The sequence below is a fragment of the Azospirillum sp. UENF 211521 genome (genome assembly GCF_058780535.1).
This window is the reverse complement of record NZ_JBSNCF010000006.1, coordinates 37,932-53,247: the sequence shown is the minus strand read 5'-3', so window position 1 is coordinate 53,247 and position 15,316 is coordinate 37,932. Positions and strand designations below refer to the sequence as shown.

Below are 15,316 nucleotides of genomic sequence, written 5' to 3'. Positions count from 1 at the left end.
GCGTGGCGAGGACGCTTCGCCATTCCCAAGCAAGCCTGCCTTGTGCTTCTGTCCGACCGGGCCCGGCCGCTCCGGATCGCGGCCGGGCCCAAGGGAACACGGAACAGGAAAAGCCAGATGTCCAGCGGCACGCCCCTCGTCCGCCGGTTCCCCGCGCGGACGGGTGCCGCCGTCCGGCTGGAGCCACTTCTGATCGCGGTCCTGGCCACCGCTTACGCCCTGCTGTTCGGCGGGATGCTTCTGGCCCGGACGCCGCCCTTCGCCGGCCAGGACGAGGCTTTCCACTGGCAGCGCGTGCTGCAGATCGCCGACGGCCATATTCTGGCGGAGACGCTGGGCCCCAACGCCTGGGGCGGTCCGATCGACCGGGCCGGCTATCTCCAGATGCTCTACCACATCGACCGGATACAGAAGCACGGCCCGGTCGACCCCGCGGAGGCCCAGGCCCTGTCCGACCACCTCGCCGCCCAGCCGCCGGCGCTGGAGGTGGTGGCCTTTCCCAGTTCGGCCAGCTTCGCGCCGCTCGCCTACCTGCCGCAGGCCGCGGGCGTCGCCGTGGCCCGCGTCGCCGGTCTGGGGCCGCTCGGCCAGATGCAGGCGGGGCGTGCCGGCAATTTCGCCGTCTACGCCCTGATGGTCGCCGCGATCCTGCGGGCGCTTCCGGCCGGCCGGGTGGCCGTCCTGGCCCTGGCCCTGTCGCCGGTGGCCCTGCAGAGCGCCTGTTCGCTGAGCGCCGATCCCTTGAACCTGACCCTGCCCGTCCTGCTGCTGGCTTTGGTCTGGCGGCTGCGCGAGCGCGGCACGCCGATCGGCCGGGCGACGGGGGCGGGGTTGGTCGCCCTGTCGGCGGGGCTGGGCCTGCTCAAGCTCACCATGGCGCCCTTCGCCGGGGCGGTGCTCTACCTGCCTGCGGCGGTCGCCGGGGGCACCCAACGGTCGCGCGTCGCGCTGGGCGGCCTGTGCCTCGCCGTCGCGCTGGGCGTCGCCATCCTGTGGAACGCCGCCTATCCCTTCGTCCCGGGACCCTATTGGGGCACCGCCGCCGATCCGGCCGCGCAACTCGCCCGCCTGCGCGCCGACCCTCTGGAGGCCCTGCGGGTGTTCGCCGCCACGGTGCGCGACTGGGCGGTGATGTGGTGGCGCGACGGCTACGGGCGCTACGGCGGCCACCCCCAGCCCTGGCACGGCTACGCGTCCGACCGCTGGGTGCTGCCGGCCCTCTGGGTGCTGCCGGCCCTCGCCCTGTGCGACGGCGCGCGGCGGCGCGACCCCGGCTTCGCGGTCGGCTGCCTCGTTCCGGCGCCGGCCTACGCGCTCCTCCTCCTGGTGGTCTTCTGGATCGGCTACACGCCGGTCGGCGGCGCCACCGTGGACGGCGTCCAGGGGCGCTATTTCCTGCCCATGCACGCCCTGGTTCTTCTGGGGCTGGCCGCCGCGGCCGGCGCCTGGCACCCGGCCGCGGCGCGCCGCGGCCTGCGCCTCGCCCTCTTCGCCGCCGCCCTGGCCCTGGGCGGGGCCGTGCTCGTGGAGGTTCTGGGCGTCTGGGGGAGCCTCTGGCCCGTCGCAGGCTGCTGCGGCGGCTGACGGCCGGCCGGGCGGACGCCGTTCCGGAAGGCCGGAGGAAAACGGGGGGCTTGCGGCGGAGCGCGGCGTCAGCGCGGTTGCCTGTCCGTTGCGTATTCTGCTATTGCCGCAGGACTCCCCTTTCCGGCCGATCCGGACCCTTTTCAGGTTGTGAGCAGGATGCACATCGACTGGAACACCAGCAGCGCCGCGCCCATCGACGCGGTTTGCCCGGCCTGCGCCGACACCAGCCCGAAGTCCGTTCGCCTGACCGTCCATTCGGCCGTTCCGCCCAACCCGCTGCTGCCGCTCGCCCTGTGCGGCCGCTGCGGCACCGCCTTCTTCCCGACGCTCCGGCAGCCGGAGTATGAAAGCGCGCATGCGACCGAGGCCGCGCTCGCCTTCTACCTGGAGCAGGGGGCCGGCATCGACGTGATGGCCGAGCCGCTGTCCGCCATCGACCCGTCCAAGGTCCGCCGCTATCTGGAGATCGGCTGCGGCTTCGGCTTCTCGCTCGACGTCGCGCGCACCGTCTTCGGCTGGTCGGTCCAGGGCATCGACCCCGGTTTCGCCGCCCGCGCCGGGCGCGACCTGCTGGGGCTGGACATCTCGTCCACCTATCTGCGCACACCGGCCGACGCCGGGCCCGATCCCTTCGACCTCGTCCTCTGCTCCGAGGTGGTCGAGCACATCTTCGAGCCGCTGGGTTTCCTGACCATCCTGCGCGGCGTCCTGGCGCCGGGCGGCACGCTGCTGCTGACCACGCCCAACGCCGGGGCGATCGCGCCCGACACCGCCGCCGGCATCCTGGTGCCGCTGCTCAGCCCCGGCTACCACGTCACGCTCTACAGCCGCGAGGGTTTCGAGGCGCTGCTGCGCCGCGCCGGCTTCACCGCCGTGTCGGTGTCCGAGCACGGGCCGACGCTGCGCGCCACCGCCGCGATGGTGGAGGGGACGGCCGACCTGTCGCGCCGGCTCGACCGGGCGCGCTATCTCGAGTATCTCGAGGAACGGTCGCGCACCATCGCCGCCGACACCCCGCTCGGCCTCGGCCTGCGCTACCGCCGCCTCAAGGAGCTGGTCCATGCCGGCCGCTTCGCCGAGGCGCGTGAGGCGGCGGCCCCGGTGCTCGATGCCTGCCGGACGCGCTGGGGCCTGGAGCTGAACAATCCGGAGAGCCTGCCGTCCATGGGCGACTGGCCGGCCGACATCGCGGGTTTCCATGACCGCGCCCCGTTCAGCCTGTGCGGCATCCTCTATTGCCTGGGCATGACGGCGTGGCTGCACGACGACGACCGCGAGCGGGCGCGCCTCTACTTCCAGGCGGCGGGCGAGGCCGGCGAGCGGGCGCGCGCCGCGCTGCAGGCGGCCGGAGCCGACGACGGCGAGACCGACGACCTCGCCTGGCGCGCCCGCGGCCACGCCGCCGGCATCCTGGCCTGGAGCAACCCGCTCGCGGCCGCCGACGGCATCGAACGTCTGGCGCGCGACGCCAGCCCCATCCTGGGCGAGCGCGTGCCCCCCGCCATCCTGGCCGGCCTGCGCCGGCAAAGCTTCATCGATCTGGTCAACCTGGGCCATTACGCCGCCGCCGACCGTCTCGCCCGGGGCGTCGAGGACGACCTCGCCCAGTGGGGTCCGGCAGAGGTGGCCTCGGCGGCCTTCGCGCTCGCCATTCTGTCCCTCAACCATCGCAAGGCGGTGAAGACGGCCGCCGGATGGTTCGGCAGGGCTGCCGAGGCGAGCCGCGAGCCGGTCACCCCGCTGCTGTGGCCGGCCCTCTACCATCAGGCCGAGGCCCTGGCCGCCACCGGGCAGAAGTCCCAGGCGGCCGAGGCGCTGCGCGGTCTCCTGTCTCCGGAGCCCGGCCTGCCGGCGGTGCCGGCCGACCTGCACGCCCGGGCTCAGAAGCTGGTCCGCTCCCAGCGGCTTCCCGTTTGATCGCGCCGAGGATGGCACCGTCCCGATGACAAGCATTCTGCCGCGTCTTCTCATGCGCTTGCGCATCGGCTTCTTCTGGCTGATCGCACAGATCAAGCTGTTGGGGGGGTATTTCTCCTACGCCGCCAGCTTCTTCCGCAAGGAGAGCTATGTACGCGAGCGCTGGGACGGGCATCGGCCGCTGGCCGGCGCGCGCCGGGTCGTGGTGTTCGTCCACTACGACCGCCAGGGCGTGGTCCACGACTTCGTGCGGCATTATCTGCGCCAGCTCCACGACATCGGCTTCGCCATCGTCTTCGTGAGCAACGCGCCGCGCCTGGTGCAGGTGGAGGCGCTGCAGGAGATCTGCGCCCTGGTCATCCGGCGGGACAACGTCGGCTACGATTTCGGCGCCTACAAGGAAGGCATCGCGGCGGTCCCCGATCTGGGCGCGCTGGACATGCTGCTGCTCGCCAACGACAGCGTCTACGGCCCCTTGTACCATCTGGGCGGCCTGCTGGACCGGATGGGGCCGGAGGAGGCCGATGTCTGGGGAGCGTCCGACAGCTGGGAACGGTCCTTCCACCTGCAGAGCTATTTCCTGCTGTTCCACAAGGCGGCCCTGACCGCGCCGGCCTTCACCGCTTTCTGGCGGCAGTTGCGCTACGTCCAGTCCAAGATGTGGATCGTGCGCAAGTACGAGATCGGGCTGACCCGCACCCTGCGCCGGTCCGGCCTGCACTGCCGGGCCGCCTTCCCCTACCGGCAGGCCGCCGCCGCCCTGATCGAGGCGGTGGTGGAAGGCAACGTCACCGGCGACGCGCTGCAGGACCCCGTGCGCAAGCGCTTCATCCAGCAGGTCTTCCACACGATCAACGCCGGCGTGCCGCTGAACGGGACGCATTTCTTCTGGGACTACCTGATCGCCCGCATGGAGTTCCCGTTCATCAAGCGCGACCTGCTGCAGAAGAACCCGGCGCACATTCCGCTGCTGAACTATTGGGAGCGGGTGGTCCAGAGCTCCACCGACTACGACACCGACCTCATCCTGCGCCATCTCGAGATGGCGCTGAAGAACCGCAGCGTCTGACGCGGCGGCGAAGGCCGGCGGGCACCGAAAGGAGGACCCACTTTGGCCAAGTTGACAGGAATCGGAGACCTCCCGTAGTCACAATGGGTTGCTGCCGCACGGCCCGCCGGGCGGCAATCCCTTGCGACGCACACGATCGGCGGCCATGACCAACACTCCGCAGCACGCCCGCATCTTCCCCGTCATCCTGTCCGGCGGTTCCGGGGTCAGGCTCTGGCCGATGTCGCGGGAACAGTATCCCAAGCAGTTCCTGCCGTTGTGCTCGGAACGCTCCATGTTGCAGGAGACGGCCCTGAGGGTCGCCGATCCGGCGCTCTTCGCGCCGCCGCTGGTCGTCTGCAATCAGGAGCATCGCTTCGTCATCGCCGAGCAGATGCGCCAGGTCGAGCAGGAGCGCGGCCAGGGACGGGGGACGGGTGCGGCGCGGATCGTGCTGGAGCCGGTCGGCCGGAACACCGCCGCCGCCGCCGCCATCGCGGCGCTGATCGTCGCGGAGCAGGACCCCGACGGACGGCTCCTGCTGCTGCCGGCCGACCACGTCATCCAGGACACGGCTGCCTTCCTGGCGGCGGTGTCCGTCGCCGCCCGGGCGGCGGACGCCGGCCGGCTCGCCACCTTCGGGATCGTGCCGACCGCGCCGGAGACCGGCTACGGCTACATCCGCCGGGGCCTGCCCCTGGATGGGCTGTCGGGGGAGCAGGAAGGCGCCTATCGCGTCGCCGCCTTCGTGGAGAAGCCGCCGCGCGCGGCGGCCGAGCGGTATCTGGCCGAGGGCAACGTCTTCTGGAACAGCGGCATGTTCCTCATGCCGGCGCGCCGCTACCTGGAGGAACTGGAGCGCTGGGAGCCGGCCGTGCTCGCCGCCTGCCGCGCCGCGCTCGCCGGAGGCCGCGCCGATCTCGACTTCTTCCGGCTGGAGGAGGAGGCCTTCGCCGCCGCCCCGTCGATCTCCATCGACCACGCCGTGATGGAGCGCACCGACGCTGCCGTGGTGGTGCCCTGCGCCATCGGCTGGACCGACGTCGGCGCGTGGTCGGCGCTGTGGGACATCGGAACCAAGGATGAGGGCGGCAACGTCTGCCATGGCGACGCGATCGCCTGGGACAGCCGAGGCTGCTATGTCCGCAGCGAGGACGGGGCGCTCGTCGCCCTGCTCGGCATGGAGGACGCGGTGGTCGTCGCCACCGAGGACGCCGTCCTGGTCGCCGCGAGGGACCGGGCGCAGGACATCAAGCCGCTGGTCGAGCATCTGAAGGCGCAGGGCCGCGACGAGCCGCGCCAGCACCGCCGCGTGCACCGGCCCTGGGGCTATTACCAGTCGCTGCACGCCGGCGACCGCTTCCAGGTGAAGCGGCTGACGGTGGCGCCCGGCGCCCGCCTGTCCCTACAGAAGCACTATCACCGCGCCGAGCATTGGGTCGTGGTGAACGGCACGGCCCTGGTCACCCGCGGTGAGGAGCAGATCCTGCTGCGCGAGAACGAGTCGGTCTACATCCCGCTGGGTACGATGCACCGGCTGGAAAATCCGGGCAAGGTGCCGCTGAACCTGATCGAGGTGCAGTCCGGCGCCTATCTGGGCGAGGACGACATCGTCCGCGTCGACGATCATTACGGACGCCCCTGACTCGGTCGGCGAAGCGCGCGGACATCATCCGATCTTTGCCCGATTTTTGAATCGATTTTTTGACGCCGGGATCTCATAGGATAGGCCTTCCGCCATGGAAGGCCTATCTCTCCGCATGCCTCCGACACCGATCAGCCCGCCCGACGGGTCCGACATCCTGACCCTGGCCTCGCCGGCCTTCGACGCCGCCTACCCGCGCGTGGTCAACAGGGAGCTGATCCCCCAGCCGATCCTGCAATCGATGGAATGGGCGTGGAACACGCCGCGCTTTCCCGAACGCCCGGTGCGCGTCCTGCGCCTCGCCGACGTGTGGGTGGCCAAGGAAGGGCTGGTCTTCGACCGCGGGGGCAACCTCTACCGCGAAACCATCACGCAGCATTCCGCGGGGGAGGTCGAGCAAGCCCATGCGGCCGTGCTGGCGGCGATGGAGCAGGGCGGGGTGGAGGCCGACGCGGACGGTCCGGTCCTGCTGTGCAAGAAGCGGGGCATCGGCAATTACGGCCACTGGATGATGGAGATGCTGCCCAAGGCATGGCTCGTCCATCAGCATCTGCCGGCGCTGTCGGCGCGTTTCCTCGTCGCGCATGTGCCAGGGCACCTGAACGACAGCATGGCCCAGTCGATGGCGATGCTCGGGATCGACCTCTCCCGGACCATCGTCGCCGACGACGCGCCCCGGCGCTTCACCGATCTGCTTGTGGTGGACGGGCTCAGCGAGCATGGCGGCTACATGTCGCCGCTCGTCCTGGACGCCCTGGACGCCCTGGCCGGCGGCGTCCCGGCGGCCGGGGCGGAACGGCTGTTCGTCACCCGCCAGGCGACCGGCTTCCGCCGCGTCGTCGGCGAGGATTCGTTGATCGCCCGCGCCCAGACGCTTGGCTACACGCTGGTCGAACCGGGCGTCCTGACGCTGCCCCAGCAGGCGTCGCTGTTCAAGGGGGCCAGGAAAATCGTCGGCGTCATGGGGGCGGCGATGACCAACATCGCCTTCGCCGCGCCCGGCGCGCGGGTCGTGACCCTGACGCCCGCCGGCATGCCCGACACCTTCTTCTGGTTCATCGCGACGCTGCGCGGCCTCGACTACACCGAGGTCCGCTGCCCGCAGAGCGGTCCCGTGCAGGGCGTCATGCCCTGGGACACCGATCTGCTCCTGTCCGCGGACGCCCAGGACCGGATTTTCGCGGATTGAGGCGGGAGCATGATGCGATGACCACGCACGGGACCTTCGCCTTCTTCATCGAGCGCATCGAGGTCGGCGGCGAGCTGCGGATCGAGGGCTGGGCGTTCCACGACCGGCACGGCCCCTGCGGCTTCGACGTGGTGATCGATGGCGGCGACCGTCCACCGGCCGTCCATGTCCAGCAGGGCATCGGCCGACGCGACGTCGCCCTGGCCCTCGGCGCGCCGATGGCGGAGCGGTCGGGTTTCGTGGTGGTGGCGGCGCTGCCGTCCAGCACCTCCGCCGTCGTCCTGCGCCTGACCGCCGGGGACGCGCAGGAGGCCATCCCGCTGATGCTGCGCACCGGCCTGTCCCTGCGCAGTTGGGAGGTGGGCTGCGAACGGTCGGTGCCGGCGGTGGAGTACCGTTTCCTGACCGAGAGCGGCCTGCGCTACGCCGCCGCCCTGCCGGCGCGACTGACCCGCGCGCGGCCGGCGCTCGGGCTGTTCGCCGAAGCCCCGCCGCCCTGCGGCCCGCTCGCCGCGCCCGTGTCCATCATCGTGCCGATCTATGGCGGCAAGGGGTTCCTGATACCGCTGGTCCACGCCCTGCTGGAGACGGTGGAGCCGCGGCATCGCATCATCTTCGTCGATGACGGCAACCCGGACCGCAGCATCACGGCTTTCCTGGTGGCGCTCGCCGTCTCGCTCGATCATGTGACGGTGGTGAGCAAGCCGCGCAACGAGGGCTACCTAAAGGCGGTGGCCGACGGGATGGAGCTGGCGACCCGTCTCAACCCGGATGGGCATGTCGTGCTGCTGAACACCGACGTCGAGGTGCCCGCCGGCTGGCTGGAACGGCTCGTCCGGCCGATCGAGCGGACGCCGTCGATCGCCAGCACCACCCCCTTCACCAACGCCGGCACCATCTGCGGCTTCCCGGCGATGCCGGAGGACAACGCGCCCTTCCTCGATGCCCCGGTCGGAGAGATCGACGCCGCCTTTGCGGCCATGGCCGGACTCCCACCGGTCGAGGCGCCGACCGGCGTCGGCTTCTGCATGGCCCTGAACCGCCGCGCGCTGCGGGAAATCGGTTTCTTCGACCAGGCGGCCTTCGGGCGCGGCTATGGCGAGGAGGTGGATTGGTGCCGGCGCGCCCTGCGGCGCGGCTTCACCAATGTGATCGTGCCCGATCTCTACGTGCACCATCACCACGGCGGCAGCTTCCCCAGCGCGGAGAAGGCGGCCCTGATCGAAGCGTCCGGCGCCGTCATCCGGGAGCGCTATCCGGAGTTCGACGCGGAGGTTCAGGACTTCATCCGCGCCGACCCGCTGCGCCCCATCCGAGCGGCGGCGGCCGTCCGCATCCTGTCGGCGCGCGGGCTGCCCGGCCGGCCGCGGACGGTGCTTCTGTTCGACCATCCGGGCAAGGGCGGGGCCGCCGCCTTCCGCGCCAAGGAGGTCGCGCGCCTGCAGGGCCAGGGGCACGCCGTCCTGCTGGTGCGGCCGACGGTGCAGCCGGTTCTCGGCATGCCCGAGGGCGCACTGGACATCGAGCTTCTGCACCGCGACACCACGGTCCGCTATCCGGCGAACGATCTCGGCGACCTCGCCGCCCTGGTGTCCGCGCTGCCGCCCGCCGAGGTAGTGGTCAGCTCGCTGGTCGGGCACGCGGACACGGGCAAGGTCATGGCCTTTCTCCGGTCGCTCCGGTCGGGCGGCGGTGGAGCTGCGCCGCTGCGCCTGCTGCATCACGACTATTTCCCGGTCTGCCCATCCCTCAACCTGATCGACGCGGAGGATCGCTTCTGCGGCGTGCCGGCGCTGGAGCGTTGCCGGACCTGCGCCCCGGCGAACGCGCATTTCCAATGGCGGGAGAGCAGCGCGGGGCCCGTCGGCCCCGGAGGTGCCGGCATCGATGTGGTCGCCCACCGCCGGGCGTGGCAGGAGCTCTTCGACGTGGCCGACCGCCACGTCGTCTTCTCGCGCAGCGCGCTTGCCGTCCTGCGCCGGGCCTTCGCTCTTCCCGACGACCGGGTGCGGATCATCCCGCACTTGGCAGACCATGTGGTTGTGACGCCGCTGCCCTCGCCGGCGCCGGGGCCGGTCATGCAGGTGGCTGTCGTCGGCGGGATCAATGTGGCCAAGGGCGCCCGGATCCTGGAGCGGATGGTGCGTCTGGCGGAGGAGCACCGCCTGCCGATCCGGTTCGAACTGTTCGGCAACATCGACCGCTCCCTGCGCTCGGTGCACTTCAGCGACAACGGTCCCTACGAACCGGGGCAGCTTCCGCGGCTTCTGGCCGAACGGGGGTGCCACGCGGTCTTCCTGCCGTCGATCTGGCCGGAGACCTATTGCTATGTGCTGGATGAGGTGGTCGGGCTGGGGCTGCCGGTCGGTGCCTTCGACATCGGTGCGCCGGCCGAGCGGCTGCGCTGCTGGCCGAACGGCTTCATCGTCCCCCAAGCCACGCCGGAAGCCGCCTTGTCGACCCTCTTGCGTGTCGCCGGCCAGAGGTGACCGCCGCATGGCGATGGTCGTTCGTGGCCCTTTCTCCACAATCGCCCGTCGTCGATGCCGACCGTCGGGCGGCCGTGTGGTCCTGTTCGGTTTTACTGCTTCAGCAGAATGGCTTTGTTGCTGTTTTGAAATATTGAATCGGCAAGAGAAACAGAACCCGCGACGCTTCTCTCATGATGATGAAGTGATTGACATTAACGGAAAGATGGAGCACCAATCCATCGATTGGTCATCAATGATTACGTATCTAAGAGCGGCGCCTCATCTTGCCTTCAGAAGAAATGAACTTTGCAGAAGTCCATCATTCACGGCAGAAGATTTCGCAACCAGTAGCGGCTGATGTGGTCCGTTGCGGTGAAGTCGCCGTTACTGATTTTTTCCGATATTTTTCCATGTTATTCGTTCTATTTCTGCGGAATTCCATGAAATTTGTTATTCATATGAATTTATTCTTAATAACGGGGGTCAGGTGGCCTTCCACGGAAAACTCACGTCTGCGAAAGCGCGCCTCGTGGGCGCGCGATCGTGACTGGATGGGGGGCTTTTCGGGGGAGAAGGATGGCCTCCACCGGTGGCGGGTGTGCGCTCAGGCGCGACTGAATCTCAAGAAGGTCAAGGGCATATGACACAGAAGACAGTGGGCAGCCTTGATGCCGTCAATCTGTACAAGGGCTTCGGTTGCATCCTGTTCGGCTGGGCCATCAATATCGAAAACCCGTCCACAAAGGTCGGCATCGGCGTTGTCATCGATGGACGGTGCATCACGACCTCCTGGGCCCGCTATTTTCATCGCGAGTTGTTCGCGAACGGCACCGGAAGCGGCTTCAGCGCCTTTTCCATCCTGATCCCTTCGGAGCATCTCTCCGATCAGGAGGCGCGCATCTTCCATGTGGTCGGCAACGGAGACCTGATCGGCAGCGCGACCCTCAGGCTGCCCGATGACCGTTCGCCGATGCAGACCCTGCTCGGCGGCCCTGCCCGTCGGCCGCTCACCCTGGCCGAGGCCGGAGGGCGGCCGGAGGACATGCCGGTCGACGTGGTGGGCGACGTGGCCATGCTGCGCAACGGCGGCGTCTTCGACGCCCACTGGTACGAGCGGGCCTATCCGGACGTTTCCGAGTGGTGCCACGAGACCGGGGGCTCGCCCTATCTGCACTACCTGCTCGTCGGTCGCCCCCAGAACCGCTGGGCGCACGTTCCCATGAACGAGGCCTGGTATCTGGAGCGTTATGGGAACGTCATCCGCAGCATGCACGGGACCGAAGCCCGCAGTCTGGTCGACCACTACTACAACGTCGGCAGCGTCTTCGGCTTCGACGCCGCTCCGGGGTTCGACGAGCAGACCTACCTCCACGTCAACGACGATGTCCGTGCCCTGGTGGACGAGCGGCAGCTGGTCAGCGGCTACCGCCACTATCTGATGTACGGCGCCTTGGAGCACCGTCAGGCGCCCTCTGGCGCCACGCTGCCGCCGTTGCGCACCCACGAGTTGCTGGAACGGCCGGAGTTCATGGCCATCCTGAACGGGACCGGGCCGCTGCCCGGCCCGACGGGGCGCAACTGGGCGGCGTTCAACGCGCGGAGCTTTCCCGCCCAGGACCTGTCGGGCACTTTCGCCGATGACCTCTACTGCGGGCTCCGCGTCGACGTGGCCGCCGCGATCGCCGATGGCCGCCTCGCGTCGGCCGGCCGCCATTGGGTGGAGCATGGCATCCACGAGGACATGGCGGGAACCACGCCGCGTCTGAACGGCTATTCCGAGCACCGTTACCTTGCCGAGAACCCGGACATCTCCGCGGCGGTCGGCCGGCGCGCGCTTCCCTCCGGCTATCACCACTTCCTCAGCCACGGGCACCATGAAGGACGCAGGGGCGGCCTGGACCTCGGCGAGCCGCCCGTGCGGACCATCCCCTCCCAGGAGATCCTGGCGCGGATCGCCGCGCGGGACCGCTGGCCGACGATCTCCATCGTCATGCCGGTCTACCAGACGCCGGAACGGTGGCTGCGGGCGACGATCGACTCCGTGCTGAACCAGCTCTATCCGTTCTGGGAGCTGTGCATCGTCGACGACGCGTCGCCCAGCCCGCGCGTCTCGGAGCTGCTGCAGGAGTTTGCGGCGCGCGACCGCCGCATCCGCGTGGCGAGCCTGCCGGCCAACGGCGGGATTTCCGCCGCGTCGAACGCCGCGCTGTCGCTCGCGGAGGGTGAGTGGATCGCGCTGCTGGACCACGACGACCAGCTGACGCCGGACGCGCTCTACGAGATCGCCGCCGCCATCGTCGAGCACGAGCCGGACGCGGTCTACTCCGACGAAGACAAGATGACCGTCGATGGCCGGTTCTACGACGCGGCCTGCAAGCCCGGCTGGTCGCCCGACCTGCTGCGCAGCACCATGTACACCGGGCATCTGACCTGCTATCGCGCCTCGGTGGTCCGTTCGGTCGGCGGCTTCCGCAGCGCCTATGACGGGACGCAGGACTACGATCTGGCGCTCCGCATCGCCGCGGTGACCGACCGCTTCGTCCATGTCCCGAAGATCCTCTACCACTGGGTCGCGATCCCGGGATCGACCGCCGAGGTGCTGTCGGCCAAGAGCTACGCGATCGAGCGGCAGAAGCTGGCCATCGAGGACGCCGTCGCGCAAAGCGCCGCCACGCCGTTCGAGGTGCGGCCCCACTGGTCCACGGGCAACTGGCGCGTCGTGTACGCCCCGCCGTCCCCGGCCCCGCTGGTCAGCGTCGTCATCCCCAGCGCCGGCCGGATGGGCGAGGTCTTCGGGATGCGGGTCGACATCCTGAAGAACTGCGTCGCCAGCCTGTTCGGCAGCGAGTGCTACGAGAACTTCGAGGTCGTCGTCGTGCACAACGGCGAGCTTGAGCCCTCGACCCTGCGCTTCCTGCGCTCCTTTCCGAACGTCCGCGACGTCAACGCCCAGCGGGCGGACTTCAACTTCTCCGACCGCGTCAACCTCGGCGTGGAGCAGGCGCGCGGCGACTACGTGCTGCTGCTCAACGACGACATCCAGGCCATCTCGAAGCACTTCCTGCGCGACATGGTGGGGCTGGCCAGTCAGCCCGGTGTGGGCATCGTCGGCCCGCGCCTGCTGTTCGCCAACGGCACGATCCAGCATGTCGGCATCCTGATGCTGAACGGCTCGCCGACCCACGCCCTGATCGGCGAGCATCGGCTGACGCCCGGCCCGCAGGGGATCGGCCAGCTGGTGCACGACGCGGCGGCCACCACGGCGGCCTGCATGCTGGTGTCCCGCAAGCTCTATCAGGAGGTCGGCGGCTTCGACACCGGGCTTTGGCTGAACTACAACGACGTCGACTTCTGCAACAAGGTCCGCGCCAGGGGCCTGCGGATCGTCGTCGATCCGGCGATCGAGCTTTACCATTTCGAATCCCTGTCGAAGTCGGGCACCTTCAATTGGGAGCTCCAGAACTTCATCCGGCGCTGGGGAATCGTGAAGGACCCCTACGTCAACCCGGCCTTCTCGGCCGAACGCCCCTTCTACGAGCTTGAGCACGCCCCCGCCGTCCGTCCGGTGCGCGACGTCCAGGAGCAGATCATGGCGCGCATCGCCGCGTCGCGGTCGCGGCCGCCGGTGGAGGAGTCGATCCGCTTCTCCTTCTTCATGAGCACCTACAAGCAGCCTGTCCGGTTCCTGCGCGAGATCGAGAAGACGATTCTCAACCAGTTCTACCGGAACTTCGAATGGGTGATCGTCAGCGACGGCGACCATCGGCCGGAGCTGCTCGACTGGCTGCGCGAGGTGGCGGTGCATGAGAACGTGACGGTGATCGTCGCTCCGGAAAACCAGGGCATCATGGCGGGCTACGGTCTGGCTTTCCGGGCGACGTCCGGCGACTACGTCCTGCCCGTGGACGCCGACGACTTCCTGACGCTCGACGCCCTGCAGGTGATGGCGGAGCACATCCACGCCCATGGCCGCCCGGCCGTGCTGTATTCCGACGAGTTCAAGAGCAACCCCGAATCCCGGCTGTTCTCGCCCTTCCACAAGCCGGACTTTGACTGGGTCCTGCACATGAACATCTGCTTCACCTGCCACCTCTGCGCCCTGCGGCGGGACGTGGCGGTGGAGGTCGGCGCCTACACGGATCTGAAGGCGACCTGGAGCCACGACTGGGACACCTTCACGCGCGTCGAGCGGGCCGGCTACGCCGTCGTCCATGTTCCGCACCTGCTCTACGCCTGGCGGATCAACCCCGGCTCGACGGCTTCGGTGGAAAGCAGCATGAAGCCGGCGGCCCTGCACAGCCAGCGGCACGTTCTGGAGCAGCATCTGGCCCTGACCGGGCTGGACCAGAAGCTGGGCATCGTCGAGAACACGCTGTTCCCTCATCCGGGCATGTGGCGGCTGGCGCCCGACGCGGCGATGCAGCCGCGCACGGCGCTGGTCATCGCCGCGTCGGCGGTGGACGACGCGGCGGCGGCATCGGTCGCGGCCCTGCTGATGCAGCGGAACCGCTGGATCGCGTCGGTCCGGCTCCTGGTGCCGGCCGGCGGTGCGGCGTCGTTCCGCCTGTTGCTGGAGCGCCACGGCGTCGGTGCCCGCGCCCTGTCGAGCACGACCATCCATGAGGGCGGCTCCCTGGTGGACCTCCTCCTCGACGCTTGTGGGGACGGGGAGAGCGTTGCCTTCGTGCAGGCCGGCTGCCTGCCGCTGCAAGCCGGCTGCCTGCCGGAACTGGCGGGCCTTCTCGGTGGGGTGGAGGAGGCGGTGGCCATCGGCGGCCGTGTTCTGGGCCCCGACGACAAGGTTGCCTGGGCCGGGGGCTTCTTCGGCATCGGCGGGTTCCTGGCGACGGCCGACTACGGGCGCGATGCCGACGACAGCGGCTACCACGGCATGCTCTTCTGCCAGAGGTTCGTGGACGGCGTGTCACCCAGCCATTGGCTGGCGCGCTCCGGCTTCCTGCGCGGTCTGCTCGGGCGTTTGGCTCCGGACACCACCGTGGGGCAGATCGCCGGTGCCATCGCGCTCCGCGCCCATGGCGAGGGAAAGCGTGTGCTCTACACGCCCTTCAGCGTCTGGCGGCTCACGGTGCGGATGAACATTCAGCCGCAGAGTCCGTCCTGGGATCTGCTGGGCCATCTCGGCGTGGCGGTTCCGTCCACCAGCCGATGGTACAGCCCGCGCCTTTATCCCGTTTCCGGGCAGTGTTACCAGCCGCGCGGGTACGTATGATCCGCGATCATGCTCCACGATCGCTCTGCCACAAAAAGGTTGCAACCCACTGTGCAGGTTGGAGCGATCCCAATGCTCAACGAGGTTGGAGGTTACAGAGTTTCTTAACGACATAGTAACGTTGTGAAGCCCTAATTCGGCCGATGCTGGCCATGGTTTTCCTTGGCGCGCGTTGCATTGGTTTCTGTTGAAGCGGGCGTTTCTCGCCCGGCCTCAGGGCTGGGTCCAC

The 15,316-nt window shown here is 69.2% G+C and carries 8 protein-coding genes; all 8 read left to right on the top strand.

The window, feature by feature from the left end:
• Nucleotides 1-117: 117 nt before the first annotated feature.
• The 8 genes from ACWPN5_RS31390 (at nt 118) to ACWPN5_RS31355 (ending at nt 15,087) form a co-directional block, all read left to right on the top strand.
• Entirely contained in the window at nt 118-1,584 is a 1,467-nt protein-coding gene (locus ACWPN5_RS31390; RefSeq protein ID WP_145689780.1) for a DUF2142 domain-containing protein, read from the top strand.
• Nucleotides 1,585-1,743: 159 nt separating this feature from the next.
• Nucleotides 1,744-3,504 carry a class I SAM-dependent methyltransferase gene (locus tag ACWPN5_RS31385; protein ID WP_492299486.1) on the top strand — a complete coding sequence of 587 codons (1,761 nt, stop codon included), beginning with the start codon at nt 1,744-1,746 and terminating at the stop codon, nt 3,502-3,504.
• A 25-nt stretch (nt 3,505-3,529) separates the two neighbouring features.
• Nucleotides 3,530-4,573 carry a rhamnan synthesis F family protein gene (locus tag ACWPN5_RS31380; protein WP_145689597.1) on the top strand — a complete coding sequence of 348 codons (1,044 nt, stop codon included), beginning with the start codon at nt 3,530-3,532 and terminating at the stop codon, nt 4,571-4,573.
• 145 nt (nt 4,574-4,718) lie between these two features.
• On the top strand, nt 4,719-6,197 hold the full coding sequence (locus ACWPN5_RS31375) for a mannose-1-phosphate guanylyltransferase/mannose-6-phosphate isomerase (protein WP_145689599.1): 1,479 nt from the start codon (nt 4,719-4,721) through the stop codon (nt 6,195-6,197).
• Nucleotides 6,198-6,312: 115 nt separating this feature from the next.
• Nucleotides 6,313-7,386 carry a glycosyltransferase family 61 protein gene (locus tag ACWPN5_RS31370; protein WP_492299485.1) on the top strand — a complete coding sequence of 358 codons (1,074 nt, stop codon included), beginning with the start codon at nt 6,313-6,315 and terminating at the stop codon, nt 7,384-7,386.
• Between the two features lie 17 nt (nt 7,387-7,403).
• Nucleotides 7,404-9,875 carry a glycosyltransferase gene (locus ACWPN5_RS31365; protein WP_145689604.1) on the top strand — a complete coding sequence of 824 codons (2,472 nt, stop codon included), beginning with the start codon at nt 7,404-7,406 and terminating at the stop codon, nt 9,873-9,875.
• A 7-nt stretch (nt 9,876-9,882) separates the two neighbouring features.
• Entirely contained in the window at nt 9,883-10,215 is a 333-nt protein-coding gene (locus tag ACWPN5_RS31360; protein WP_492299484.1) for a hypothetical protein, read from the top strand.
• Between the two features lie 282 nt (nt 10,216-10,497).
• Nucleotides 10,498-15,087, top strand: a complete 4,590-nt coding sequence (locus tag ACWPN5_RS31355; protein WP_492299483.1) for a glycosyltransferase family 2 protein — start codon at nt 10,498-10,500, stop codon at nt 15,085-15,087.
• Nucleotides 15,088-15,316: the final 229 nt, after the last annotated feature.

Coding starts and splice junctions, on each gene's coding strand:
- ACWPN5_RS31390 (WP_145689780.1), top strand. CDS start 118: ATGTCCAGCGGCACGCCCCTCGTCCGCCGGTTCCCCGCGCGGACGGGT.
- ACWPN5_RS31385 (WP_492299486.1), top strand. CDS start 1,744: ATGCACATCGACTGGAACACCAGCAGCGCCGCGCCCATCGACGCGGTT.
- ACWPN5_RS31380 (WP_145689597.1), top strand. CDS start 3,530: ATGACAAGCATTCTGCCGCGTCTTCTCATGCGCTTGCGCATCGGCTTC.
- ACWPN5_RS31375 (WP_145689599.1), top strand. CDS start 4,719: ATGACCAACACTCCGCAGCACGCCCGCATCTTCCCCGTCATCCTGTCC.
- ACWPN5_RS31370 (WP_492299485.1), top strand. CDS start 6,313: ATGCCTCCGACACCGATCAGCCCGCCCGACGGGTCCGACATCCTGACC.
- ACWPN5_RS31365 (WP_145689604.1), top strand. CDS start 7,404: ATGACCACGCACGGGACCTTCGCCTTCTTCATCGAGCGCATCGAGGTC.
- ACWPN5_RS31360 (WP_492299484.1), top strand. CDS start 9,883: ATGGCGATGGTCGTTCGTGGCCCTTTCTCCACAATCGCCCGTCGTCGA.
- ACWPN5_RS31355 (WP_492299483.1), top strand. CDS start 10,498: ATGACACAGAAGACAGTGGGCAGCCTTGATGCCGTCAATCTGTACAAG.